The organism is Neisseria chenwenguii (assembly GCF_002216145.1).
GTDB classification, from domain to species: domain Bacteria; phylum Pseudomonadota; class Gammaproteobacteria; order Burkholderiales; family Neisseriaceae; genus Neisseria; species Neisseria chenwenguii.
Window position 1 is genome coordinate 1,224,857 of record NZ_CP022278.1, and the last position, 24,972, is coordinate 1,249,828.

The window sequence follows — 24,972 nt, forward strand, 5'->3', positions numbered from 1 at the left end:
TTCGGTGTGTTTTGCATAGCGGATTGTTTGGGTTCGGTGGGTTTCGGGTTGCCTTCGGGGAAGCGGGAAACAGAAAATTCAGACAATTTGATATTTCGTTGCAGCTTTGTTTTCAGACGGCATGGCCAGTTTTCAGACAGGCATTTCAGGCTGCCTGCAATGCTGTCCAAATCTGCTGTTTTGTCAGCTCGAAAATATCCGTCCGCTCCACCGCTTTCGCTACCAAACTTGCCCCTTCACAAGCATTCAGAACCAATAGTGCCGCGTCTGCCGGCAATACGCCCGAGCATTCGCCATTGGCTGCCGCCTCTTGCAGAACCGATTCCAACCATTTGAGTTGAAAAGAAAAATAATCGCAGGTCTTCATTTGCAAGGCTTCGGGCAAATTCGCCATTTCTGCCGACATCGCTCCGCACAACGGCAAAAGGGGCGTGTGCAAACCTTCCGCAAAAATATCGATATATGCCTGCAAACGCTCTTTTGCAGACGAAAATTGCTGCCGGATTGCCGCCAACCGTTCCGCCAAAGCCGTTTGCGTTTGTTCCACTACCGCCAGCCCCAAATCTTCTTTGGCCGGGAAATGATGGTGGATGCTGGCTTTGGAAATCCCGATTTCCTTTGCCAAATCTGCGTAGCTGAACGATGAATAACCTTTTTCCCGGATAAGCCTGTCTGCCAAATCCAATAATTTTTCGCGTGTGTTTTCTTGTCGCATTATTTTCTCGTACATTCTGTTTACTGATTGGTAGGTAATTATAAACCGTTTTGGTTATGCCAAACCAGCATTTCAGGCTGCTTGAACACTATGTTCTCTTATAAATCATTCAGTTAGTTAGAAATCTTATTTTAAAACCTACCTACTGGTTGACAGATAAAAAGTAGAGGTTCATAATCCACCCATCAAATCTATCAACTGGTAGGTAATTAAAGCAAAGGAAATCCAAATGAGCAAAAACATCATTTATTCAAACGACCAACAGTTCCAAAAAGACGTTTTGCAATCCGAGCTGCCTGTACTGGTGGATTTTTACGCCGACTGGTGTCCGCCTTGCAAAATGATTGCTCCTTTTGTGGACAATTTGGCGGACGAATATGCAGGCAAAGCCAAAATCGTCAAAGTCAATATTGATGAAAATCAAGAGATTGCGGCCGCTTTGAATATCCGCAATATCCCTACTTTGATGTCGTTTAAAGACGGCAAAATGCTGGCCCGCACCGCAGGGGCAATGCCAAAACCCGAATTGGCCAAACTGATTGATTATGCCATTCACGCTTGACCTTTCAGGCAGCATGAAAATTTTAATTTAACAATTCATAAGGACAGTAAAAATGAAACCGTTTGCAAATGCAGCAGCCATAGCCGAATTACGAGATACCGTCGCAGCCAAACCTGAATTGGGAAAATTAACTTTGCAATTAAAAAGCCAATCAAATGGCGGGGTGGGCGTCAAAACCACTACCGGTTTAACGTTGCAAAACGGCGTGGCAGATGACGGTCGGGTAGGTAAATTCACCACGATTGGCGATGAGCCTGCCGCTTTGGGCGGATCGGATAAGGGATTGAGTCCGTTGGAATATATTCTGCAAGGTTTGGCCGGTTGCTACACCGCAACGCTGACGATTTTGGCGGCACAGAAAGGCATTGAATTGGACGATATCCGTATCGATTTGGCGGTGGATACCGATTTGAACGGCTTTTTAAAACTCAACCCTGATGTGCGCAACGGCGCAAGCGAAATCCGTGCCGACATCCACTTGGAAAGTCCGACCGCCAGCCGTGCGGAATTGGACGCGTTAATTGCTGAAATTCCAAATTATTCGCCGATTTATGATTTGATTCGCAACCCCACGCCGGTTGTGAACCGGCCGGTTTAATCTTTCAGGCAGCCTGAAAACTTTTTTAATAATTTTAATGACATGATTAAGGAATCATCGATATGAATACTAATTTTTCCCAACATAAATTATTGGTTATCGGCGGTACAAGCGGTATCGGTTTAGAAACGGCCAAAATGGTTGCAGAACAGGGCGGTTCTGTGGTTTTGGTGGGTAATAATCCCGAAAAAGCCGAAGCTGCCCGCCAAGAAGTTGCTCAAATTGCAGGCGATGACAAGGCTTTTGCATTAACCGCCAATTTGATGGATTTTGACAGCGTGGAAACCTTACTGAACCGTTTGAATAAAGAACATCAAGATATTGACTTATTAGTCAATTCTGCCGGCGTTTATTTCCCTATTACCTTCTTGGAACACAGCCGGTCGGATTATGATAAATTTTTGGATTTGAATCGCTCTACTTTTTTCATTATCCAAGCGGTCGCTAACAATTTGGTTGCACAAAAACGAGCAGGTTCATTTGTAAATGTAACAGCCGTTCCCGCCCGCTTACCGATTGATACCGTACCGGCATCTGCCTATTCAATGGCAAAAATAGGCTTAGACTCATTAACTAAACACGCAGCAGCAGAATTGGCCGCCCATCAAATCCGCGTTAATGCCGTTGCTCCGGCAATGATTGAAACCAAAATTTTTGAACGCTTTGCCAATGCCGAACAGGTAAAAGACACTTTGGAAGGATTTAAAAAATTCCATCCGCTGGGACGCAACGGTACGCCGCGCGATGTTGCCGAAACAATTGTTTTTCTGCTTTCAGACAAAGCATCTTGGGTAACAGGCGCCATATGGGATGTGGACGGAGGTGCCATGGCTCAACGCAAACAAGGCAATTAATATTTTTTCAGGCAGCCTGAAAACTTCTAAGGGAGCGATGCCATGTTGAAATCGGCACATTGTTTAGATGAAGTTCAATCTGTTATCACAGAAAACGAATTGTCGCTGCTGTATATTTCCGCCCCAAATTGTGGTGTATGCCATGCGATTTTGCCAAAATTGGAAAACATGCTTTCCCTGCTGCCTGAAATCGCAACCGTTCAAGCAGATATTGCTCAAATCCCTGAAATGGCAAGCGTTTTCCATGCTTTGACTGTACCTGTGGCGATTATGTTTTATCAGGGGAAAGAAGTGTGGCGTATGGCAAAATTTTTCCGCTTTGCTGAGTTGGAATCTGAATTGGATCGCTGGGTTAATTTTGCGAATGCTTGAAATAGGAAACGCCGTCTGAAAGATTATTTTTCAGACGGCATTGTTTTGATTTTTCAGACAGGCATTTCAGGCAGCCTGAAATGCCTGTCTGAAAACCGCAGCGCAGCCGTAGGGTGGGTGTAAACCCACCATTTTCTATACATATCAGCGGTGGGTTTACACCCACCCTACGCGGATTTCCCCGTATCCGTCCGTTTTCAGACGGCCTCCTCCACCGCCCCCAATTCCAGCAACACCTGATACCCGTCGTTGATATACCGTTGGTCGGGGGCTTCGAGAAACGGGAAGGCGGCGACGTCACCGAGTTTCAGCGCGGCCATGCGCAGGATGACGGCGGCGAGGTTGCTGCGGACGATTTCGGGGTCGGTGAACGGGGGGCGTTGGTTGAAGTCGTATTCGGAATAGAGGCGCACGGCGATGCCGGCGGAGACGCGTCCGCAGCGGCCGGAACGCTGGCGGGCGGCGGCTTGGGAGATTTTTTCCACATGAAGCTGCTCGACTTTGGCGCGGGCGGAATAGCGTTTGACGCGGGCGAGGCCGGTGTCGATGACGTATTTGATGCCGGGCACGGTGAGCGAGGTTTCGGCGACGTTGGTGGCCAAGACGATGCGGCGTTTGGTGCCGCCGGGGTGGAAGATTTTGTGCTGCTCGGCGTTGGACAGACGGGCAAACAGGGGCAGGATGTCGTCGTGGCGGCGCAAGGGGGATTTGCGCAAGGCTTCGGCGGCTTCGCGGATTTCGCGTTCGCCGGGCAGGAAGACGAGGATGTCGCCTTCGCCGTGCCGCGCCAGTTCGTCGGCGGCATCGACGATGGCGTCGGCGATTTCGATTTCGGCCTCGTCTTCGTCTTGCGAATGCAGCGGGCGGTAGAGGATTTCGACGGGGAAGGTGCGGCCGCTCACTTCGAGCACGGGCGCGCCGTTGAAATGGCGCGAAAACCGTTCGGCGTCGATGGTGGCGGAGGTGATGATGACTTTCAAATCGGGGCGGCGCGGCAGGAGCTGTTTCAGGTAGCCGAGCAGGAAATCGATGTTCAGGCTGCGTTCGTGCGCTTCGTCGATGATGATGGTGTCGTAGGCGGTGAGGAAGCGGTCGGTCTGCGTTTCGGCGAGCAGGATGCCGTCGGTCATCAGCTTCACGCTGGCGTCGCGCGAGGTGTTGTCGTTGAAACGCACTTTGTAACCGACGGTCTGCCCGATGGGGCTGCCCAATTCTTCGGCAATCCGCTCGGCTACGGAACGCGCCGCCAACCGCCGCGGCTGCGTGTGCCCGATCAAACCCGCCGCACCGCGCCCGAGTTCCAAGCAGATTTTCGGCAGCTGCGTGGTTTTGCCCGAACCCGTTTCGCCGCAGATGATGGTTACTTGGTTGTTTGCAATGGCGTTTTTGATGTCGTCCAAGCGCTCGTGCACCGGCAGCGTGCCGTCGTACTGCGGTTTGGGCAGCGCGGCTTGCCGTTTCAGGTAGGCTTCGTGCGATTTTTGGTATTTTTTCTGCACGGTGTCCAAGCCGCCGAAACGTTTCGGGTTTTTGAAGGCGTTTTGCAGGAAATGGCGGTCGCGGGAGAGGGTTTGGGAGAGGTCGGACTGGGGCATGGCGGGATGGGTTCAAAATGGAAAGAGAACGGAATTATAGCAAAAAGGCCGTCTGAAACGGTTTCAGACGGCCTTGATGCTTTCAGCAGGATTTTATTTCAGATATTCCTGCACAATCCCCACCCAATACGCGGCACCGAGGGGCAGGTTGCTGCGGTTGAAGACGTATTCGGGGTGGTGCACCATCGGGGTGTCGCCGTTGCCGATAAAGCCGTACACGCAGGGGATTTGTTGGGCGAAGAAGGCAAAGTCTTCGCTGCCCATGAAGGTGGGGCCGGGGTTGACGACGTTTGCTTCGCCGAGCACTTTTTGGGCGACAGCGGTGGCGCGTTCGGTGTTTTCGGGGTCGTTCACCAAGACGGCGCCGGGTTGGCTTTCGGAAATTTCGTATTTGACTTCATAGGCTTCGGCGGTGAGGCGGGTGATTTCGCGGATGCGGTTGAGCACGCGTTCGCGGGTTTCGGGGCGGGCGGTGCGGGTGCTGAGGCGCAGCACGGCTTCCTGCGGGATGATGTTGCCGACGGTGCCGGATTGGAAGGCGCCGATGGTGACGACGGCGGAGTCTTTGGCGGCGACGTTGCGGGAAACGATGGTTTGCAGCGACATGACCAATGCGGCGCCGGCGACGACGGGGTCGATGGCTTTTTCGGGCATGGAGCCGTGGCTGCCGACGCCGGTGAGTTTGATTTCCCAGTTGTCCACGGCTGCCATGATGGGGCCGACGGTGAAGTGGATTTTGCCTAATTCGAGCGAGGGCATGTTGTGCAGCCCGAACATGGCCTGCATGGGGAATTTTTCGAGCAGGCCGTCTTTAAGCATGGCGACGGCGCCGCCCATGATTTCTTCGGCGGGTTGGAAAATCAGGTAGAGGGTGCCGTTGAAGGGTTTGTGTTCGGCCAGGTATTCGGCGGCGCCGAGCAGCATGGCGGTGTGGGCGTCGTGGCCGCAGAGGTGGGCTTTGCCTTCGGTTTTGCTTTTGTAGGGCAGGTCGGTTTTTTCGACTATCGGCAGGGCGTCGGTGTCGGCGCGCAGGCCGATGGAGGCGATGCCGTCGCCGTTTTTCAGACGGCCTACGACGCCGGTTTTGCCGATGCCTTCAAACACTTCGTAGCCGTATTGGCGCAGTTTGTCGACGATGTATTTAGCGGAATTTTGTTCTTCAAAGGCCACTTCGGGATGGCGGTGGAGATGTTCGAAATGGCTGTCCATCGAGGTTTGTACGCTGTTTTTGATGGTTTGGACTAAGTTTTCCATGATATGACTCCTTATGTATCGGGTGGGTTTTCAGACGGCCTGAAAACGGTCGGTCAGTGTTTTTTGCCTTTGGGAATGGTCAGCATGATCGAGATAATGGCGGCCACAATCATCAGCAGGTTGATGGCTAAGGCAACAGTAGCGGCTTCGCGGACGGCGACGTTGTCCTGACGACCGACGAAATCGATGACGCCGCCCAAGATGCCGCCTTCGCCGGTGCGCAATGCGGTGAATACTGCGGCCGAGATGGCCACGCCGAATGCTGCGCCCAAAGACGAGGCCATTTTGTAGATGCCCGCACCCGCACCGGCTTGTTCGGCAGGCAGGTTAGACAGGGCGGCATCGGTGGACGGTGTGGCGTAGAAAGCCAAACCGATACCGAACAGTGCATAAGCTGCCATGGCTAAAATTTGATATTGGCTCAACATAATCTGTGTGGGCATCAGCATGGCGATGGAAAGGCCGGTAATCAGGCAGCCCCAAATCATCGGTTTGCGCGAGCCGAAGCGTTGCAGCAGTTTCTCGCCGACGCGGATGAACGCGATTATGGTGACTGCATAGCCGATGGTCAGCATACCGGCCTGCTGTGCGCTCAAGCCGCCGCCGAGTTGTAGCAGTTGCAGCGACACAATCAGCATACCGGCCACGCCGTTGAGCATGAAGTTGGAAATGGTGGCGCCGGTAAAAATGCTGTTTTTGAACAGGCTGAAGTCGATAAAAGGTTTGTCGGCTTTTTTCTCGAAATTGGCAAACAGGAAACCGAATACGGCGGCGGTTACGGCCAATACAATCACAGCGGTGCTGCCCCAGCCCAAGCGGTTGCCCTGAGTGACCACAATCTGCAAAGCCACCATCGTGACCATAAAGGTCAGGATGCCGCCCCAGTCGGTTTTCACCTCGCCGCCGGATTCCACTTTGCTTTCAGGCGTACCGCGCACCATCAGCATACCGGTTAAGGAAACCGCGATACAGGCAAAGAAAATCCAGCGCCAGCCCAAGTTGGCCGCCATAAAGCCGCCGAACAGCGAACACAGACCCGAACCGCCCCAAGAGCCGATCGACCACATACTTACCGCACGCTGGCGTTCCGTACCGTCCCAATAGGTTTTCACCAAAGCCAGGCTGGCCGGCATGATGCATGCCGCCGACAAACCCTGCACCGCGCGGCCTGCCATCAGAAACGGCGTCGCCAGCGCACTGCTCGGGGCAAAACCGATTAAGGCTGCGCCGAGAATACTCAGCAAAAAGCCCCAAGTCATCACTTTTACGCGGCCGATGCGGTCGGCAAAACCGCCCATCACCACGATAAACATCCCTGAAAACAAGGCGGTAATCGCAATTGCGATGTTCATAATATCCGCCTCGATGCCCAAATCTTTCTGCATATCCGGGCCGATATTCAGCGTGGTTTGCGCGAACATCCAAAACGCCACCACCCCCATAATCATACCGAACAGCAATTTGTCATTGCCTTTAAACGTCGTCGAAGTTTGCGTATTCATTTTGTTTCACCTTTTAAAACGAAACGGTTTGAGCTCCTGCTTCGGGCTGCACAAAGGAAGCATCGTTGCGCAGATGGTTTCCTTTTGCAACTTTTTGCCTATCCTATGCCCGCAAAATCTGTTCGTCTAGATGTGAAACTTGACACAAATCAATTTAGTTGCGCATTGCAACAATTTAGCAAGCGTAATAAAATATCCCTACAAACAATAGTTTGACAAAATCAACTATACTGGTTCTCTCACATTAGACATTATTAGATAATGCCTGTCTGAAATATTACAGAGGATACCGCCATGCCTTACCTCACCTACCGCCTTACCCAAATCAGCAACATGGCCATCAAAGCTGCCGACCCTGTTTACCAGCAGGCCGTCGGGCTGAAAGTCCGCGAGCTGCGGGTTTTGCGGTTGATTCACGAAATGCCGCACCGCACCGCCGGCGAGCTGCTCGGCATGACGGAGCTGGACAAAACCCTGCTTTCCAAAAACCTTGCCAAATTAGAACAAAAAGGCTGCATCAAGCGCGAAAACGATCCCAACGATTCCCGCCGCCAATACCTCGACCTGACCGAACAGGGCGAACAGATTTGGCAGCAGGCTGAAAAAATCGGGCATGAATTGGAACAGAAAATGTTTGCCAAACTCGACGCGCAAGAATGGGAACAGCTGCACCAACTGCTCAATCAGGCTTGGGCGTCGGTTCAGGAATGGCAGGCGGGAAAGATTTGAAACAAGCATCGGAAAAACCGAAGGCCGTCTGAAAATTACGATGGATACCGGATTTCAGACGGCCTTCGCCCAAAGGGAAAACCGCCTGCTTTTGGGGGCAGGCGGAAACACAAGGTTTTTTGTTTTTTACTGCTCCGTTATTGACTTGGCAACAGCACAAGCCACAAGCATTAAGATTATCTTAATGACTGTACTGAGTTTCAGTCTGAAGCAGCCGTTACGGTAGGTCTGCTTCATTTGAAACCCATCCTTTCTCGGACCGGGTTTCGCAACAAAGCCCCACCGCGAATGGGGCTTTTCTGTTTCTGGCCCCGCGGGCATTATAAATACCCGTATAGGATAAAACGAGGCCGTCTGAAATTCGGTTACTGAGCGTAGTCGAAGTGTCAGACGGCCTTTCCTTTTCAAACCCTACGCCTGCGGCGCAACGGCTTTTACATAATTCAGTGCGACAAACTGTTTTTCCGAATCCAATTCCGTGATATGGAACTGCGCCTGCGATTTGGGCAGCGCGTCAAACGGAATGCCTGTCGCCCGCGTGACCAGCGGCAGGCCGTCGATGCGGATGAGGTCTTCTTTCAGAATCGTCGCGTTGACATCGCGGATGCCCTGCTGCTCGAGGTAAACCAAGCTCCAGTAGCCTTCCATCCGGCGCTGGAAATCGGCGTAGGCGGTGTAGGTCGCGTCGAAATCGCGCAGCGCGGCGAAGAGTTCGGCGTCGTTGCTTTGGAACAGCGGCGCGCGGGTGTTGTCGATCAGGCTGAGAAGCTGTTTTTGGTTGATATAGTCGGCGGCGCGGCGCAGCGGCGAGGTAAACCAGCCGTAATGCTGCACGCCCATGCCGATGTGCGGTTCGGATTTGGTGCTCATGCGTACCTTTCCGCCCGGCTGCACGCGGAACAGCCCGGGCAACCCGGCTTCGTCAAGCATCTGCGCCCAAGTCGAGTTGGCCAGAATCATCATTTCGCTCACCAGCGTATCAATCGGCGAACCGCGCTCGCGGCGGGATACGCGCACTTGGCCGTCCGAATCCAATTCAATGCTGTAATCGTATTGCGGCGTGCGGTTTTCCTCGTATTTGCCGCGCGCTTTCTGCCGCGCTACGGCAAACTGATACAGCCAGACCAAATCCTGATGGTGGTTGAACATCGCCATACCGTCTGAATCCAGCCCCGTTTCCGCGTTGAAATGCGGCTCGATGGCCTGAATGCGCAGGTTTTCCGCGATTTTGACCGCCTCGATTTTACTCACGGGCGCGCCGACGTTGAAATCCGCATCCACCTCGAAATAAATGCTCACGGCGGGGCGGTACGCACCCTCGTCGAGGCTGAACGCGGCAATCCAGTTGTCGGGCAGCATCGTGATTTTGCCGTCGGGGAAATACGCCGTGCTCTGGCGCGCCGCGATGGTTTTTTCGATTTCGCTGCCCGCTTCCACCGCCAGCGACGGCGCAGCGATGTGGATGCCGACGCGCTTTTTGCCGACGCCCAAATCAGTTACGCTCAAAGCGTCATCGACTTCGGTGGTCGAATCGTCGTCAATCGAAAATGCCGCCACATCCGCGCGCGGCAGTTCGGGCAACTCGGGCAGCACGATTTCCGGCAGTGCCGTGCCGTCGGGAAAATGTTTCAGTTCGAAACCGTCGTGCAAATACTGCGCCGCGCCCGACACGCCGCCGGTTTGCTTGGCCAACGCCAGCGGCGAAAGTTTCAGCGCGTCCGCCGCTTTGGTAAACGCCTTGTAAGTCAGACTCTGCTTGTCGGGATTGTGCAGAATCGTTTTCAAATCCGCCGCAATTTCAGACGGCATTTCGCCCTGTTTCAGACTTTCCGCCCACGCTTCAATCTGCGCGTCCTGCTGCTTCTTGCGCTCCACAGCCGCTAGCGCCTGCTTGAGCGTTTCCTCCGGCGCGGCTTTAAACACGCCTTTGGCCTTTTTGTAGAAATATACCGGCGCGGCATACAGCGCAATCAGCGTCGCCGCCAGCTCCGTTTTCGTCGGCGCATGGCCGAAATATTCCGCCGCAATCGACTCGGCGGAAAACTCCTCTTCGCCGCAAACCTCCCACAAAAGGCCGGTATCCATCTGCGCCGCTTCCGCCTGCGCCTGCTCCAAAAACGCCGCCATATCGCCGTCAAACTCGGCAAATACGTTGTTCGCCTTTACCTTCGTGCGCTTGCCGTGCTGCGTATCGGCCTGATAAGTCGCGTCGTTTTTCTGAACGACTGCGGCCACTTTAAACTGACCGGATTCTTCGTAAAAAATATTCATACTGCTCTTTTGGCGCTCCAAATCTATATCGGTCGTGATTTTAACAGATTCGGGAGGGGGAAGACCGTCTGAAAAAAGCTTGTTTGGAACGATAAAATTTTCAGACGGCCTCACGGAGAAATGTAAATATGTCTTTTTAGAGTTTTAACTTTCTTTTTTCTTTTTACAATCTTACGGCATTTTATTTTAATTTCATAAGGATATAAGAAATGCTGAAGAAATTTGCAGCTGGGATTGTGGTTTTGGGATTGGCTGGGCAGGTGGCTGCGGCAAATTGGGTGAATGTGGGTGGTGATAGTGAAGCAACTATTTGGATTGACACGGAAAGCATGGCGCATAATCAGATTTGGACGCAATGGCGATATAAAAAACCGCAGAAATTGGAGGGGAAGAATCCGCCAGTTTTTTATTCTAAGTATAACGGTATTAATTGAAACATCATGTCGGAATAATCAATATAAGCGATTATCAGCTGTTTTTCATACTAAATCGGGTAAAGTGGTGGATTCTTATGACATGACACCATATTCTGCCCAATCTAACTATGCTATCCCCGGAACTTGGGGTGAAACTATATATAACATTATCTGCAAGCAAATATCGGAATAGGGTGCTGTCATGCTTGCCAAAATCCGCAGTCTCGCGGGCTGGGCGGCGTTGGTGGCGGCGGGAGTTTTGGGCTTCTGCATCAAAACGTCCTCCTATGTCGGCGTGTATATTTATTACACCTGCTTACCCGTCATTATTATCGGTACGGTCGTCTGGTGGCTGATTGCCTCTTGGGAGCAGAAGCAGGATGAGGCTTCCCCGCCTGTTTCCCAAGCAGATACGCCTGCTGCCTCTTTTCAGACGGCACCATCTGACACGCCGGTTACCGATTTCCGACCTACCGCTCCCCAAAAATCAAAATCGGGAATACCTATGAAATCCATACTCTACGGCCTGCTTGCCGTTTTATTGGTTTTGCTGATTGTATTGTGCGGTTTGTTTATCGCAAAAATGGCGGGCGGATCTGATGATGCGGTTGCGCCTGCTGCCTCTGCAGTTTCTGCGACTGCCAAATCGACAGCTTCTGAGACGGATAATCCGGTTGTCGGTACGGAAGCCGCCGCTTCCGCAATCAATCCGCAGACGGAAGTCGAAAGCCTGCGGACGGAGGTAGCTGATTTGCGCGGCCAGTTGGATAAAAAAGCGGAGGAAAAAGCGCAGTTTCAGGCGGATGTAGAAAGGCTGGTGGAAAAACAGGCAAAATGTGAGCAGGTTGCCAAAAACCTCGGCTATTACGAATCAGTTTCAGGGTATTGCGATTTGGAGCCACACCGTGACAGAGAAAGTTTCAGCCGCCAATTCTCACAGCTCGAATGTTGGGAAATTCTTGACGAGAAAGCCATTCAGGCGCTCGTTCAAACTTCTTCGGACAATGCTTTGCAGGCTGCTGAAAATGCGCCTGATTATGTCGGATTCTGCCGTAAAGAATATCCGTTTTGGTCGAAGCTGGACAAAGGGTTGTTGAAATGAAGTAGATGCCGCCTGAAAAATTTCAGACGGCATTCGCGCCAAGAAAAACCGCCTGCATTTTATGGCAGGTGGAAACACAAAGTTTTTTGGGTTTTACTGCCCCGTTATTGACTTAGCAACAGCATTAAGATCATCTTATTAAATGACTGTACTGAGTTTCAGTCTGAAGCAGCGCTTAGCAATGGTCTGTTTCATTTGAAACCTATCCTTTCTAGGGTTGGTTTCGCAGAAAAGCCCCACGCCAATGGGGCTTTTCTGTTTCCAGCCCGCGGGTATTTATGAATACCCGTATAGGATAAAACAAGGCCGTCTGAAAACGCAGCTTGACGTTTTCAGACGGCCTTATCCACATTTTCAGATTTCAAACAAACAGACGGGCGGAATGGAAATGTAGGAACGTTTCAAACCGCCTGTTTATACCACAGGCGGGATGTTTTCCGGCACAACCGGTGCGGTTTTATGCAGGCGGTACCAGCCCCACAGGCGGCTGATGCACAGGGCGGCGATAAAGGGCTGGCAGAGGGCGACGACGAGGTAGCGCGGGTTGGTCAGGTTGACGACAGGTTTGCCCTGAGAGAGCGAAACGGCTGTCCACAGCCATTCCCACAGTGCGGGAAGGGTAAACGCCATTACGGCGAGCAGGCCGAGGGTGCGGAAGATGCCGATAGACAGGATTTGTTGTTTTAATACAGTGCGGTTGAGCTGGAGCAACACCAAAAGCCCGAAGCCGATGATGAGGATCATGCCGCCGTTTGCAGCGAGCTGGAGGCCGGAAAAGGCGATGTCGGGGGTAACGGCGAGGCCGTCGGCCTGATGCGGCGCGGCCTGTTGCAGGCTCATGCTTTGCGAGAGGTTGAGGCCGAAGCCGTAAACCATGTCGGCCAAAACCAGCCAGACGGAGAGGGACGAAAACAGCCGTTTCATGTGCAGTCCTTTAAAACAAAAGGCGTTTTGTTTTCGGACGGCATCAGCGGCCGTCTGAAAAATATAGTGAATTAAAAAATAAGAAATATACAGCATTGGCTGCGGCTGGGCTCAAAGAGGACGATTCACTAAGGCGCTGAAGCGCCAAGTTCATCTGTCCCGTACTAGTTGTACTGTCTTCGGCTTGCCGCCTTGTATCTTCCTTATTTTACTTCACTATAAAAAAATGTAGGTTTGTTACATTTATAAATTTTATAAATTTGGTTTAAATCAGAAAAATATGTAATTTTCTGCCAAACACCGACCGTCAGGCGTACAATCCGACGGTTGAAATCAATACCTTACCGGAAAGGATGCTTCTTATGACCGCCTCAAAACGCGATACCACCCGTATCAGTCACAACACCAAGATCGTCGCCACTTTGGGCCCGGGCAGCAACGACGTGCAGCTGCTCGAAGACATGATCCGCGTCGGCGGCCTGAACGTCGTCCGTTTCAATTTCAGCCACGGCACGCCCGAATTCCATCAGGAAAACGCGCGCATCGTGCGCGAAGCGGCGAAGCGTTCCGGTCAGGAAGTCGCCATTTTAGCAGATTTGCAGGGACCGAAAATCCGCGTGGGTAAAATCGCGGGCGGCAGTATCCAGCTCAATAAAGGCGAAAAACTGGTTTTAGACGCCGCTTTGGAAGGCGAGGGCACGCGCGAAGCGGTCGGTTTGGACTACCGCGACCTGCCCAACGACGTCAAAGCCGGCGATGTTTTGTGGCTGGACGACGGCCTGCTGACCCTGACCGTGGACAGCGTCGAAGGCAGCAAAATCACGACCACCGTTGAAAACAGCCATGTTTTGAAGAGCAACAAAGGCATCAACAAACGCGGCGGCGGCCTTTCCGCAGGCGCGCTGACCGAAAAAGACTTCCGCGACCTCAAAACCGCCATCGCCATCGGTTGCGACTATCTCGCCGTCAGTTTCGTCAAATCCGCCGAAGATTTGCACATCGCGCGTGCCAAAGTCGAAGAAGAAATGAAAGACAGCAAAGCTGTGCGCCCCGGTTTGGTTTCCAAAATCGAGCGCGTGGAAGCGATTGAAAACTTAGACGAAATCATTTTGGCTTCAGACGGTATCATGGTCGCACGTGGCGACTTGGCGGTCGAAGTCGGCCACGCCGCCGTGCCCGCGCTGCAAAAACGCATGATCCGCCGCGCCCGCGAGTTGCGCCGCTTCAGCATCACCGCCACCCAAATGATGGAATCCATGATTACCAACCCCGTGCCGACCCGCGCCGAAGTGAGTGACGTTGCCAACGCCGTGTTGGACGGCACCGATGCCGTGATGTGTTCCGCCGAAACCGCCGTCGGCGCGTATCCCTTTGAAACCGTTACCCAAATGGCGATTATCGCCGCCGCCGCCGAACGCGAGCAGGATTCGCTCATCGGCGTTTCCGAGCGCATCGAAGGGCAGGCCGTCAGCACCAACCTCGCCATCGCAGCCGGCGCGGTAAACGTCGCCCGCGCCGTTCACGCCAAAGCGATTGTCGCCCTGACCGAAAGCGGTTCGACCGCCTTTGAAATCAGCCGCCACAACATCCAGCTGCCGATTTTCGCGCTCACCCCCAGCATTGCCGCCCAACGCCGCATGGCCATGTACCGCGGCGTGCGCCCGATGATTCTGGCTACCAGCACCGACCACGATACCGCGCTGGGCGAGGTGGAAGCGATTTTGGTGGAACGCAACATCATGAAACAAGGCGACCAATACATCATCACCAGCGGCTCGAAAATGCGCGAAAGCGGTTCGACCAACACGCTGGAAGTGCTGACCGTGAGATAACGGCACAAAAATGCAAAGCAGCCCCGAAAAGGGCTGCTTTATTTTTCGCCGCTCCTGCGGATAAGCGCCGTATCGGACGGAATCCCTAGCCCCTGCAGGTTTTCAGACGGCCTTTTCCTGTAAAATACCGTTTCCCCTTTCCGACCAAACACTTTCATGACCGACACCGCCCAAATCACCGCCAGCTACGGCCGCCGCTATATCGTGCGCACGCCAGACGGCGCGACCTTCGAGGCCACCACGCGCAAAAAGCGCGTCGATTTTGCCTGCGGCGACCAAGTGCGCATCAGCCCGATTAACGGCGAACAGGCCGTCATCGAAGATTTCCTGCCGCGCCAAAGCCTGCTCTACCGCCAAGACGCGTGGAAAACCAAGCTGATTGCCGCCAATGTGGACAGATTATTTGTCGTCACCGCCGCCGTTCCCGCGCCGAGCGAAGCGCTGCTGCAACGCGCGCTGATTGCCGCCGAAGCCGCGGGCATCGAAGCCGTGATTGTGTTGAACAAAACCGACCTGCCCGAAACCGCTGCGTGGCGCGACAAACTCGCGTTTTACCAAACGCTCGGCTACCAAATTGCCGAAGTGAGCGCGCTCGCGGGTGCCGACGCCCTGCGCCCGCTTTTGCAGGGGCACACCAATATTTTTCTCGGCCAAAGCGGCATGGGCAAATCCACGCTGACCAACGCACTTTTGGGCAGCCAAACCGCCCGCGTCGGAGAAATCTCCACCGCCCTCGATTCGGGCAAACACACTACCACCCACGCGCAATTGTATGATTTAAATGAAGAAACCCGATTGATTGATTCCCCGGGTTTGCAGGAATTCGGCCTGCACCATCTCGAAGCCGCCGACCTGCTGCACTATTTCCCCGACTTGCGCCATCTCGCCGGACAATGCCGCTTCCACAACTGCACCCACCGCGCCGAACCCGACTGCGCAGTCAAAAAAGCCGCGGAAAACGGCAAAGTCAGAACAAGCCGCGTGGCGCTGTTGCAGAAAATTACGGATGAATTGCTGCGGTAATGCGGTTTGGGAAAAATAAGGCCGTTTGAAAGTTTCAGACGGCCTTTGCTTTACCCTTGCCGTAAAAAATCCACTTTCCCGACCATCGTCATATCCAGCCGCCAAAACACGGCCTGCACTTCGTAAACATCGGGGCCGGGCAGTTTGCTCAAATCAAAAATTCCGTACCAGCTCTTCTCTTTGGCTTCGCGTAATTTTTCAGACGGCAATTCGGCCTCCAGCCGTTCGCAGCGTTCATATTCCTCATCGCCCAACGAAAAAAACGTATCGTTCAAAACCGCGTGCCAGCCGTCGAAACTGCTGAGCAAAACCTGTTCCTGCGGAATTTCAAACTCAATCCGAACGCCTGCCGCACCTTTTTCCAAATGTCCGCGCCGCCGCAAATCAGGTTTCGGCTGCCGCCGCCCGTGCGCAAAACGCCACGCCCAAATGGGGAACGCCACACTCGCAGGTGGCGGGACTTTTTCAGCCAAGCGCGCCGCCATCCAGCGGTAGGCTGCCAGCCGCTCGGGCATCACATAAGCCGCATCGGCGGTCAGGAAACCCTGCCGTTGCAGCAGCAGGCAGTCTTCGGCGGGGCGGACTGTTCAGAGTTTTAGCATGGGAATTTACGGTATCGGTGTGGAAAAACGGTTTTCAGACGGCCTGAAACTTTCGCGAAAATCGAAAAGGCCGTCTGAAACGGCAGGCTTTCCGTGATTTTAGCCGCAAAAAACCGCCGCCCAAATTTCCGCTCCCTGCCTTTCAGGCGGCCTTTCCCCACCAAAAATGCTACAATACCGCCTCCGCTAACCCTGAAAAATCCCATGAAAAAAGCCCCCGCCCCAAAATCCTTTGAAGACGCCATCAAGCGTCTGGAAGCCCTCACGCAGGCGATGCAGAGCAGCGATATGCCGCTGGAAGACGCGCTGGCCGCGTATCAGGAAGGCAACGAGCTGGTGAAATACTGTCAGGAAAAACTGGCCGAAGTCGAGCAGAAACTGCAAGTGCTCGATTCAGACGGCCTGAAGGAGCTCAATCTTGATCCAAGCGAATGATTTGAAAAGCTGGCAGCAGAAAGCGCAGGCGCAGACCGAAATCCTGCTCGCGCACCTGATGCCGTCTGAAAACGACGTGCCGGAAAAACTGCACGAAGCCATGCGTTACGTCACACTCGGCGGTGGCAAACGCCTGCGCCCGCTGTTGGTGCTGGCTGCGTCCGAACTGGGCGAGGCCGACCAAGACGCCGTCGGTCAGGCAATGGCCGCGATTGAGATGTTGCACGTCTATTCGCTGGTGCACGATGACATGCCCGCGATGGACAACGACAGCCTGCGCCGCGGCAAACCGACCTGCCATGTGAAGTACGGCGAAGCCACTGCACTTTTGGTCGGCGACGCGCTGCAAACCCAGGCGTTCGACGTCATCTGCCGTCCCACCGCACTGCCCGCCGCGCGTCAGCTGCAAATGGCCGCCACCCTCGCCCGTGCCAGCGGCAGCCTCGGCATGGCGGGCGGGCAGGCGGTTGATTTGGACAATGTCGGCAAAGCCATGACCCAAGCCGCGCTCGAACAGATGCACAGCCTCAAGACCGGCGCGCTCATCCGCGCCGCCGTCGCCCTCGGCGCGCTTGCCTGCCCCGATTTGGGCGAAACCGATTTAGCCCGCCTAGACGGTTACGCTCAAAAATTAGGCTTGGCGTTCCAAGTCATCGACGACGTGCTCGACTGCGAAGCCGACACCGCCACGCTGGGTAAAACCGCCGGTAAAGACGCCGACAACGACAAGCCGACTTATGTCAAGCTGATGGGGTTGGCCGAAGCCCGCGCCTATGCCGAAACGTTGGTCGCCGACGCCGTTGCGCAGATCGAACCTTTCGGCGAAAAAGCCGCACACCTGCGGCAGCTCGCGGAATTTGTGACCGCGCGGAAGAATTGAGTCCGGCGCTTACGGTAAGCAAAAATGCCGTCTGAAAATATTTTCAGACGGCATTGCTGTTTCAGACGGTCTTACTGCGCAGCGCATACATCACGCCCCATTGGTACATCGCCTCCACCGCCGGCATCAGCGTCCGCCCGAGTCCGGTCAGCGAATACACGACTTTCGGCGGCATTTCGTCGAACACTTCCCGATGCACAATTCCCGCCTCTTCCAACTCGCGCAACCGCAAAGTCAGCATCCGCCGCGTGGCTTCGGGCATCAGGCGTTGGAGCCGGTTGAAACGCTGCGGCGCGGCGTTGAGGCGATAGACAATCAGCGGCTTCCACTTACCGCGCCGATGACGGACAGCGTGGCGTTGACGGGCATACAGGTGTGTTCGGGCAGGGTTTTCATGATGAGGGCGGCCGAAGTTTGGAAAGGGAGCAAAACCATATTTGCACAGGCCGTAGGTCGGATTCTTGAATCCGACGGTTGGCGGCACATTCAGGTCATATCGGATTCAAGAATCCGACCTACGGTTTCTAAAGTTTTTTGGGGAACGGACGCGGCGGTTTGGCTTTTCAGACGGCATGATGTGTTCAGGCCGTCTGAAAACGGCGCGAAACCATTGTGCCACAGTATCATTTTTGTGCGTATTTTCTTTCGGACGGCCTATTTGTACAATCTATCCGTATTCAAAAAATAATAGCGAAAGGAAATAGAAAATGCGTATCCCCGAACTCAACCGCATCAACGAATTGGCCGCGCTCGCCAAAACCCGCGTGCTGAGCGCGGAAGAAACCGCCGAACGCGCCGCGCTGCGTCAGGCTTATGTAAACGCCGTTACGGGGCAGTTGAAAAACATCCTCTCCGTGACCACAGTCATCGACAGCGAAGGCAACGATGTGACGCCCGCCGCTTTGCGCAAGGCGCAGGCCGAAGGGATGGCCGTCTGAAAAACAAACATTTGAATTCAAACAAAAAAGGAACCGCCTCATGAGAAAAATCCGCTGCATTTACGACGCGCCGCGCCGCTATTGGGTCGGCAACGGTTTCCACGTTTCCCCGCTGTTTTCCCACATGGCCGAAGACAAGCAGACCAATCCGTTTTTGATGTTCGACTACGCCATTCCCGAAGAATTTGCACCCAACGAAGGCCTCCCGCGCGGCGTGGGAGCGCACCCGCACAAAGGTTTTGAAACCGTGACCATCGCCTACCACGGCGAAGTGCAGCACCGCGACAGCAGCGGCGGTGGCGGCGTCATTAAAGAAGGCGACGTGCAATGGATGACTGCGGGCGCGGGGATTGTGCACGACGAGTTTCACTCCGAAGCCTTCAGCAAACGCGGCGGGCTGTTTGAAATGGCGCAGCTCTGGGTCAACCTGCCGCGTGCGCACAAAGAAACGCCGCCGCGCTACCAGCACCTCGCCGCCGAAACCATCCCCGTCGTCGCACTGGACAACAGCGCCGGCAGCCTGCGCATCATCGCGGGCGAACTCGACGGCGTGAAAGGTGCGGCCGAAACCTTCACCGAAATGAATGTTTGGGACGTGAAACTCAACCCAAACGGCAAAACTACGCTGACGCTGCCGTCCGACCACAACCTCGCCTTCGCCGTGCGCCGTGGCAACGTAACCTTCAACGGCGAACGCACCGTCGGCGCCACCCAGCTCGTGACCTTTGAAACCGACGCCGGCGAAGTTGTTCTGCGCGTTGACGAAAACGGCGCCGAGCTGCTGCTCTTAAGCGGTGTGCCCATTAACGAACCCGTCGCCGCCCACGGCCCGTTTGTGATGAACACGCGCGAAGAGCTGGTCAAGGCGTTTGAAGATTTCAACGCCGGGAAGTTTGGCTGGTTGGGTTGATTTTGGGGATTAACAAGACTGAAGGCCGTCTGAAAATATTCAGACGGCCTTTTAGCGTTTCATGCCGTCTGAAATGCCGTAGGCTGGGCTCGGTTGGTGAGCCTGTCGAACCATCAGCCCAGCATGCTTCCCTATTGCCTGAAACTTATTCGATGTAATCTCAAACGAACCTGCTGGGCTAAAGCCCAGCCTACGCCGGGAAAGAAATTCGGTTTTCAGACGGCCTCCCGACAGTCCTATGATTTTTAAAAAGCCGCGCCAACCGTGCTATAATCCGCCGCGCATACAGGCCGGACAGACAGTCGCCGCGCGGCGCAGGCTGCGGGGAGGAAAGTCCGGGCTCCGAAGAGCAGAATGCCGGCTAACGGCCGGGCGCGGTAACGCGACGGAAAGTGGAACAGAAAGCATAACCGCCGATGGTTCTCCGCCGCAGCCTTTTGCGTCATTACAAGTAGGGCGCAAAAGGCTGCGGCGGGAACACAGGTAAGGGTGAAATGGTGCGGTAAGAGCGCACCGTGCACTTGGCAACAAGGCGCAGCAGGCCAAACCCCATTCGGAGCAAGACCAAACAGAACGCAACGACGCTGCTCGCCGAGCGTTCGGGTAGGTTGCTGGAGCGCATCAGCAATGGTGCGCCTAGAGGAATGACTGTCCGACGACAGAACCCGGCTTACCGTCCGACCAGTGTGCCCCGAATGCAAATAAGGCCGTCTGACACTTCGACTACGCTCAGTAACCGAATTTCAGACGGCTTGTTTTATCCTATGCGGGTATTTATAATGCCCGCGGGGCTGGTAAGCAAAAAGCCCCATTCGCAGTGGGGCTTTTTGTTTGAAACCAACGGTTTCATAATGAAACAGACCACTCGCAAAGGCTGCTTCAGACTGAAACTCAGTACAGTCATTGAGATAATCTTAATGCTTGTGCTGTTGCTAAGTCAATAACGGGGCAGTAAAAAAACAAAAAACCTTACGTTTCCGCCTGCCCTCAAAAGCAGGCGGTTTTTCCTTTTCCCCAGGCCGTCTGAAAAATGTAAACCCGCGCCCGATTCTTTTTGCAAATCCTTAACTTATCCCCGCTTGGCATTTCGGTATAAGCACACCATATTCAAGTTTTCCCCATCTTTAGGAACAAGCCCATGAATCTGAACAGCCTGCTCAACCAAGTGTTAAACACCGTACAGAAAAGCGGCGGAAAAGCCGCCAAAACCGCGTCCGACAACAACCTGCTCGGCACACTCGGCGGCAGCGCGCTGGCCGCAGGCGTCGCCTCCATGCTGTTTAAAAAGAAAAACGCAGGCTCCCTGCTCAAAGTCGGTTCGCTCGCCGCATTGGGCGTATTGGCCTACAAAGCCTACCAAAGCCGCCAAGAGAGCAACCCCGCCCAACCCGCGCCCGAGCAAAGCGCGTTCCAACCGACCGGGCAGATTGCCGAAGACCACAGCCGTACCGTATTGCGCGCCATGATTGCCGCCGCCGCTTCAGACGGCCTGATTGACGACGCGGAAAAACAGTTAATCGCCCAAGAAGGAGGCGGCGACGCCGAAACCTCGCGCTGGCTGATGGCCGAATACGCCAACCCTGCCACCGTTGCCGATCTTGCCCGCGAAGTCGGCGGCAATCAGGCACTGGCAGCGGAAGTTTATCTCGCCGCCCGAGCCGTCTGCGCCGATTTGTCGCGCAAAGAAATCGTTTTTCTCGCGCAGCTTTCCGAAGCGCTGGAGCTCGACGATGCGCTGGTTGAAAAACTGGAACAGCAGTTGGGTTTATAAGATTGTTTGTAAACAGCAAAGGCCGTCTGAAATTCGGTTATTGAGCGTAGCCGAAGTATCAGACGGCCTTTTGTTTGTCCGATGGCCTTCGAGCGTCAGCCACCGGTGTTTCTGTAAGTATGCTAATGATGAGGCCGTCTGAAAAATGACGAGCTTTTCAGCAGCCGTAGGGTGGGTAAACCCACCGTTTGACCGCAGGCCAAAATCCAGATGTTGAAAATTTTTTAGGCAGTCTTGCCTTTCAGGCAAGCGGTGGGTTTACACCCACCCTACGGCTAATTGTATCTGCGAAACCCCGCGGCAACCGGTGGCTGAGCGTAGATAGCCGAAGCCTGTTTGCATCGCGGAAATGTCTGGCAGGACTTTGACTGCGCTAAGCCGCCGGTGTTTCTGTAAGCATACAGATGATGAGGCCGTCTGAAATTCGGTTACTGAGCGTAGCCGAAGTTTCAGACGGCCTCTGCTTTCCCAAACCTCAGCGGCAGGTAAAACTTTCCGCTTTATTTTTATCCCCGCCCGTGTAAACGGCGGTTTTCGGGTAGGCGCAAAGCGGCATACTGCGGCCGGGGAAGGCTTTACCCTTGGCGGTGAGGCGTTCGGGGGCTTGGCCTTTGTCGTGCCAGTTTTCCAGCGCGGTGAGCGGGTCGAAGTCGTCAAACGCCTGTCCGCCGCCGCAATGGGTCATGCCGGGGACCATAAACATGCGGCTGAATTCCTCTGCGCCGGCGGTGTCGCGCTGCATTTGGCGGAACCAGTCGCGCTGGTCTTTGGCGGAAAATACCGGGTCGGAGATGCCGGTGGCGATGATGAACCGGCCGCCTCGCACTTTGAAGCCGGACATATCGGTGGCCGTGGCGTCGTTGATTTTGCCGGTGGCGTAGGTTTTCGGCGTGTCGCGGTCGAAGTCGAACTTCGCGACATCAAAATCGGGCACGGCGGGGGTCATGAAATACCATTTGAGCGAGCCTTCGCCCAGCGTGATGTTGCGGGCGTCGGGCTTGGCGGTTTGCGAGTTGCCGAGTTTCCAGCTGCGCCAGCCTTCGGCGCTGATGCCTGTATCGTAAAACCAGCCGCTGTAAATCTGCTGCCCTTTGCTGTTTTTCGCGCCGCCGAACACGGCTTTGAGCACAGCGGTTTTAGCGCGGCCCAAACCGGCGGATTCGGGTTTGAAATCACAGCTTTCCCAAGCATTGATCACGCCGTCTTTCAGGCCGTCTTTGGCATCGCAGCGTTTTAAGACGGCCCGGCTGACTTTGTCCAAATCCTTTTGTGTCAGGGCGTTGGCGAGGATTTTTTGGCCGGCTGAATTTTTCGGCGCGATTTTCATGAATTGGTGCGTGTCCCACACTTCGGCCACGGCGGCGCGGGAGAGGCGGAAGCCCGGATTGGCGGCAATCACGCCGTCAAATTCCTGCGGGTAGCGCTGCGCAGCGATCATCGCTTCGCGTCCGCCGTTAGAACAGCCCATAAAATAGCTGTGTTTCGGTGCGGCGCGGTACATCCGGTAAAGCAGCTCTTTGGCCGCCGCCGTGGTTTTGCCGATTGAGCGGTAGGCAAAATCCAAACGCGCGTCCGGATCGGCGCCGAAATCGGGCGTCGGCGTCGGGTGGCCGCCGTCCATGCTGACCACGGCATAGCCGCGCATCAGCGCGGGTGTGGCGGTGGAACTGCGTACGGGAACGCTGCCGACGGCGGGCGCGACAAAGCCGTCCACGCCGCCGCCGCCTTGAAACAGGAATCTGCCGTTCCATTGTGCGGGCAGGCGGAGCTGGAATTTCGTGCCGTAATGTTTGCCGTCAACGCCGGTGCGCGCGCCGATTTCGCCCTCGACCACGCAATGCGCGCCTGCTTTCTGCGCCTGCGCCGCACCGCCCGTCAGCGCAGACATTCTGTCTGCCCCGACCGAGCCGTCGGCCGACCATTCTGCTTTGGTGATTTGGGTGTCGGCGATTTTGGCGTTTTTCAGCGCGGTACATTGTTCGGCGGACGCGGCAAACGCAGGCGCGGCCACGGCGGCGAGAAGCGCAGGAAGGATTTTGTGCGGTTTCATGGCGGTGCTTTCGTGGGGTGAGATGATTGAATTTTAGTACATGGAAAGGCCGTCTGAAAACAGGGACAGGGTTTCAGACGGCCTTTTAAGCGTTTGAATGCCGTCTGAACATCCGGCCGGTTTGGAAACGCGGATTCCGGGCGTTCCGAAAATCAGTGCCCGTTCCCGCGGGAGGAGGACAGGGGAGGCTTGTTTGGTTCGAACCGGTATTTTCAGACGGCCTCCGTCTGCTCCTCTTCCCGCGCGTCGGCTTTGTTGCCCAGCAGATGTTCGCGCAGGCGTTGGCGTTCGTAAGTATCCAGCCATTTGCGGCGGGTGCGCTGGAGGAGGATGACCAGCGAAGCGACTTCGCTGCGGGTGTTGATGCTCAGCCATAAAAAGCCCTGCCATTCGAACGGCAGCCGGCGGGAGAGGCGCTCGAGTTCGGGCGTCATGCCGGGCAGAAAGCGGATGCGGCGGGCGTAGTGGCCTTTAATCAGGCGCACGGTCAGACGCAGTTCGCGTTGGAACCGGGAAAAATGGCGGTCGAGCAGGCGCATTTCGTCTTCGCTGATGACGGGTTTGGGCAGGCGGCCGGCGGTGGTAAGCAGCAGCTCGGTGGAATTGACGATTTTTCGGTGGGCGTGCTGCATGGCTTCCATCATGGGTTTGGAGATGTGGCTTTCGCCCGATACGGCGGCAAGGTGGCTGCGGCTTTTGACGAGGCGGGCGTTGATCTGCTTCATTTTGGCCATGTTTTGGTTGAAACGCTCGCGGGTCATGGTTTTGCCGTCGCCGACTTCGGCGATGATGCGGCTGCATTCGGTGAGGTTGTCGGCAAGCATGAAGCGCCACATCAGGGTGGAACGCAGCGGCAGGAGTTTGGCGGCGACGATGGCGATGAGGGCGCCGAATAAGACGTTCATGGCGCGGGTGAGGCCGCTGTCGAGCCAGTCGTGGCGGTTGTCGCCGATGAGCATACACATGGTCAGGCCGGCGAGCATGGGGATGTAGCCGTTTTTGCCGACGGCCGACCAGCCGGATACGGCGCTGAGGATGCCGACGATGAGGTAAAACAGGATGTTGCCGTGGAAATAGTGTTGGTTGAGCCATAGAATGCCCAAGCCGGCGGCAAGGCCGATGACGGTGCCGAGCATGCGTTCGACGGCTTTGGAGTAAATCGCGCCTTGAAACTGAAGCATACCGAGCACGACAAACACGGTCATGCCGATCCATTCGCCGTGCTCCAAGCCGGCGACGCGCGCCAGAAGGGTGGCGAACAAAACGGCCAATCCGAGCCTGATAGCGTGGATCAGGCGGCTGTAACGGTAGCGTTCGTAGGAGTTGAGCCAGCGTTCGGCGATGCGGGCGCGTTCGGCGGGAGAGGTCATTGGGGATTTTTCGGAAAGAAAACAGGTGCGTATCTTAAACGGAAACGGGCGGAATTTGTAGCGGAATGCCTGAGGCCGTCTGAAACCGACAGCTTCAAGCCGTTGCAAAAATCAGAAACATCCGCTTAAAGGCCGTCTGAAACGGTTAATTCCTCAACGGACGCCATTCCCGCGCAGGCGGGAATGGCGTCCGTGAAAGCTCGGCTGCTGAGCGAAGTCGAAAGTACTTGCCACTGAGCGTAGTCGAAGTGTCAGACGGCCTTTAGG

The 24,972-nt window shown here is 54.9% G+C and carries 26 protein-coding genes and 1 other RNA gene; 16 read left to right on the plus strand and 11 right to left on the minus strand.

The genetic code is table 11. The annotated features are described in order from the left end of the window. Positions 1-145 precede the first annotated feature (145 nt). Positions 146-715 carry a TetR/AcrR family transcriptional regulator gene (locus BG910_RS06050; protein WP_089037167.1) on the minus strand — a complete coding sequence of 190 codons (570 nt, stop codon included), beginning with the start codon at positions 713-715 and terminating at the stop codon, positions 146-148. A gap of 229 nt (positions 716-944) precedes the next feature. Here BG910_RS06050 and trxA point away from each other — a divergent pair, with 229 nt between their 5' ends. The 4 genes from trxA to BG910_RS06070 all read left to right on the plus strand — a co-directional run bounded on the left by trxA (position 945) and on the right by BG910_RS06070 (position 3,101). After that, positions 945-1,277, plus strand: a complete 333-nt coding sequence (gene trxA / locus BG910_RS06055; RefSeq protein ID WP_089036067.1) for a thioredoxin — start codon at positions 945-947, stop codon at positions 1,275-1,277. 52 nt (positions 1,278-1,329) lie between these two features. Further along, entirely contained in the window at positions 1,330-1,875 is a 546-nt protein-coding gene (locus BG910_RS06060; RefSeq protein WP_089036068.1) for an OsmC family protein, read from the plus strand. Positions 1,876-1,937: 62 nt separating this feature from the next. Next, complete coding sequence (locus BG910_RS06065; RefSeq protein WP_089036069.1) at positions 1,938-2,729, plus strand: SDR family NAD(P)-dependent oxidoreductase; 792 nt, start codon at positions 1,938-1,940, stop codon at positions 2,727-2,729. A 42-nt stretch (positions 2,730-2,771) separates the two neighbouring features. Next, complete coding sequence (locus BG910_RS06070) at positions 2,772-3,101, plus strand: thioredoxin family protein (protein WP_089036070.1); 330 nt, start codon at positions 2,772-2,774, stop codon at positions 3,099-3,101. A gap of 197 nt (positions 3,102-3,298) precedes the next feature. Here BG910_RS06070 and hrpA read toward each other — a convergent pair whose 3' ends face one another. From hrpA to BG910_RS06085, 3 genes are all read right to left on the minus strand, one after another. Further along, positions 3,299-4,696 (minus strand): ATP-dependent RNA helicase HrpA, encoded by a 1,398-nt coding sequence (gene hrpA / locus BG910_RS06075; RefSeq protein WP_089036071.1) that lies wholly within the window; start codon positions 4,694-4,696, stop codon positions 3,299-3,301. Positions 4,697-4,789: 93 nt separating this feature from the next. Then, on the minus strand, positions 4,790-5,950 hold the full coding sequence (locus BG910_RS06080; RefSeq protein ID WP_198344833.1) for a M20 aminoacylase family protein: 1,161 nt from the start codon (positions 5,948-5,950) through the stop codon (positions 4,790-4,792). A 53-nt stretch (positions 5,951-6,003) separates the two neighbouring features. Further along, positions 6,004-7,452 carry an MFS transporter gene (locus BG910_RS06085; RefSeq protein ID WP_089036073.1) on the minus strand — a complete coding sequence of 483 codons (1,449 nt, stop codon included), beginning with the start codon at positions 7,450-7,452 and terminating at the stop codon, positions 6,004-6,006. Between the two features lie 294 nt (positions 7,453-7,746). On the opposite strand from BG910_RS06085, the gene BG910_RS06090 reads away from it, so the two are divergent. Next, on the plus strand, positions 7,747-8,181 hold the full coding sequence (locus BG910_RS06090) for a MarR family winged helix-turn-helix transcriptional regulator (RefSeq protein ID WP_089036074.1): 435 nt from the start codon (positions 7,747-7,749) through the stop codon (positions 8,179-8,181). Positions 8,182-8,592: 411 nt separating this feature from the next. Here BG910_RS06090 and BG910_RS06100 read toward each other — a convergent pair whose 3' ends face one another. After that, positions 8,593-10,452, minus strand: coding sequence for a ribonuclease catalytic domain-containing protein (locus BG910_RS06100; protein WP_089036076.1), 1,860 nt, complete (start codon positions 10,450-10,452; stop codon positions 8,593-8,595). Between the two features lie 209 nt (positions 10,453-10,661). Here BG910_RS06100 and BG910_RS06105 point away from each other — a divergent pair, with 209 nt between their 5' ends. Genes BG910_RS06105 through BG910_RS06110 form a run of 3 tightly spaced genes read left to right on the plus strand, consistent with a single transcriptional unit; the run spans position 10,662 to position 11,970 of the window. Further along, positions 10,662-10,886, plus strand: coding sequence for a hypothetical protein (locus BG910_RS06105; protein ID WP_089036077.1), 225 nt, complete (start codon positions 10,662-10,664; stop codon positions 10,884-10,886). Next, positions 10,816-11,061: a surface-adhesin E family protein gene (locus BG910_RS13170; protein WP_408633794.1), complete on the plus strand. Its 246-nt coding sequence runs from the start codon at positions 10,816-10,818 to the stop codon at positions 11,059-11,061. Before BG910_RS06105 ends, BG910_RS13170 begins: the two co-directional genes overlap by 71 nt. 9 nt (positions 11,062-11,070) lie before the next feature. Beyond that, positions 11,071-11,970, plus strand: coding sequence for a hypothetical protein (locus BG910_RS06110; RefSeq protein ID WP_089036078.1), 900 nt, complete (start codon positions 11,071-11,073; stop codon positions 11,968-11,970). Positions 11,971-12,384: 414 nt separating this feature from the next. Here the strand turns inward: BG910_RS06110 and BG910_RS06115 are convergent, their stop codons facing one another. Then, complete coding sequence (locus BG910_RS06115) at positions 12,385-12,894, minus strand: hypothetical protein (protein ID WP_089037168.1); 510 nt, start codon at positions 12,892-12,894, stop codon at positions 12,385-12,387. Between the two features lie 362 nt (positions 12,895-13,256). Here BG910_RS06115 and pyk point away from each other — a divergent pair, with 362 nt between their 5' ends. Together pyk and rsgA are read left to right on the plus strand one after the other, a co-directional pair. Continuing rightward, entirely contained in the window at positions 13,257-14,726 is a 1,470-nt protein-coding gene (pyk, locus tag BG910_RS06120; RefSeq protein ID WP_089036079.1) for a pyruvate kinase, read from the plus strand. Between the two features lie 156 nt (positions 14,727-14,882). Then, entirely contained in the window at positions 14,883-15,749 is an 867-nt protein-coding gene (gene rsgA / locus BG910_RS06125; protein WP_089036080.1) for a ribosome small subunit-dependent GTPase A, read from the plus strand. 50 nt (positions 15,750-15,799) lie between these two features. Here the strand turns inward: rsgA and BG910_RS06130 are convergent, their stop codons facing one another. Further along, complete coding sequence (locus tag BG910_RS06130; protein WP_089036081.1) at positions 15,800-16,264, minus strand: DUF3841 domain-containing protein; 465 nt, start codon at positions 16,262-16,264, stop codon at positions 15,800-15,802. A gap of 291 nt (positions 16,265-16,555) precedes the next feature. Here BG910_RS06130 and BG910_RS06140 point away from each other — a divergent pair, with 291 nt between their 5' ends. Both BG910_RS06140 and BG910_RS06145 read left to right on the plus strand, forming a co-directional pair. Next, positions 16,556-16,786, plus strand: a complete 231-nt coding sequence (locus BG910_RS06140) for an exodeoxyribonuclease VII small subunit (RefSeq protein ID WP_089036083.1) — start codon at positions 16,556-16,558, stop codon at positions 16,784-16,786. Further along, the gene (locus BG910_RS06145) at positions 16,770-17,666 is read left to right on the plus strand and encodes a polyprenyl synthetase family protein (protein WP_089036084.1); all 897 of its coding nucleotides are present in this window, start codon (positions 16,770-16,772) and stop codon (positions 17,664-17,666) included. Before BG910_RS06140 ends, BG910_RS06145 begins: the two co-directional genes overlap by 17 nt. Positions 17,667-17,727: 61 nt before the next feature. Here the strand turns inward: BG910_RS06145 and BG910_RS06150 are convergent, their stop codons facing one another. Together BG910_RS06150 and BG910_RS12265 are read right to left on the minus strand one after the other, a co-directional pair. After that, on the minus strand, positions 17,728-17,985 hold the full coding sequence (locus BG910_RS06150; protein WP_332457772.1) for a winged helix-turn-helix transcriptional regulator: 258 nt from the start codon (positions 17,983-17,985) through the stop codon (positions 17,728-17,730). A gap of 167 nt (positions 17,986-18,152) precedes the next feature. Beyond that, positions 18,153-18,293, minus strand: a complete 141-nt coding sequence (locus BG910_RS12265; protein ID WP_157694041.1) for a hypothetical protein — start codon at positions 18,291-18,293, stop codon at positions 18,153-18,155. A gap of 80 nt (positions 18,294-18,373) precedes the next feature. Here BG910_RS12265 and BG910_RS06155 point away from each other — a divergent pair, with 80 nt between their 5' ends. From BG910_RS06155 to BG910_RS06175, 4 genes are all read left to right on the plus strand, one after another. Beyond that, entirely contained in the window at positions 18,374-18,604 is a 231-nt protein-coding gene (locus BG910_RS06155; RefSeq protein ID WP_089036085.1) for a DUF896 domain-containing protein, read from the plus strand. Positions 18,605-18,644: 40 nt separating this feature from the next. Continuing rightward, complete coding sequence (locus BG910_RS06160) at positions 18,645-19,514, plus strand: pirin family protein (RefSeq protein WP_089036086.1); 870 nt, start codon at positions 18,645-18,647, stop codon at positions 19,512-19,514. 286 nt (positions 19,515-19,800) lie between these two features. Beyond that, positions 19,801-20,203, plus strand: an RNA gene (rnpB, locus tag BG910_RS06165) — RNase P RNA component class A. A gap of 449 nt (positions 20,204-20,652) precedes the next feature. After that, positions 20,653-21,285 (plus strand): tellurite resistance TerB family protein, encoded by a 633-nt coding sequence (locus tag BG910_RS06175; protein WP_089036088.1) that lies wholly within the window; start codon positions 20,653-20,655, stop codon positions 21,283-21,285. 475 nt (positions 21,286-21,760) lie between these two features. Here the strand turns inward: BG910_RS06175 and BG910_RS06180 are convergent, their stop codons facing one another. Both BG910_RS06180 and BG910_RS06185 read right to left on the minus strand, forming a co-directional pair. Further along, positions 21,761-23,335, minus strand: a complete 1,575-nt coding sequence (locus tag BG910_RS06180) for a tannase/feruloyl esterase family alpha/beta hydrolase (RefSeq protein ID WP_089036089.1) — start codon at positions 23,333-23,335, stop codon at positions 21,761-21,763. A gap of 212 nt (positions 23,336-23,547) precedes the next feature. Further along, complete coding sequence (locus tag BG910_RS06185) at positions 23,548-24,705, minus strand: FUSC family protein (RefSeq protein ID WP_089036090.1); 1,158 nt, start codon at positions 24,703-24,705, stop codon at positions 23,548-23,550. Positions 24,706-24,972 lie beyond the last annotated feature (267 nt).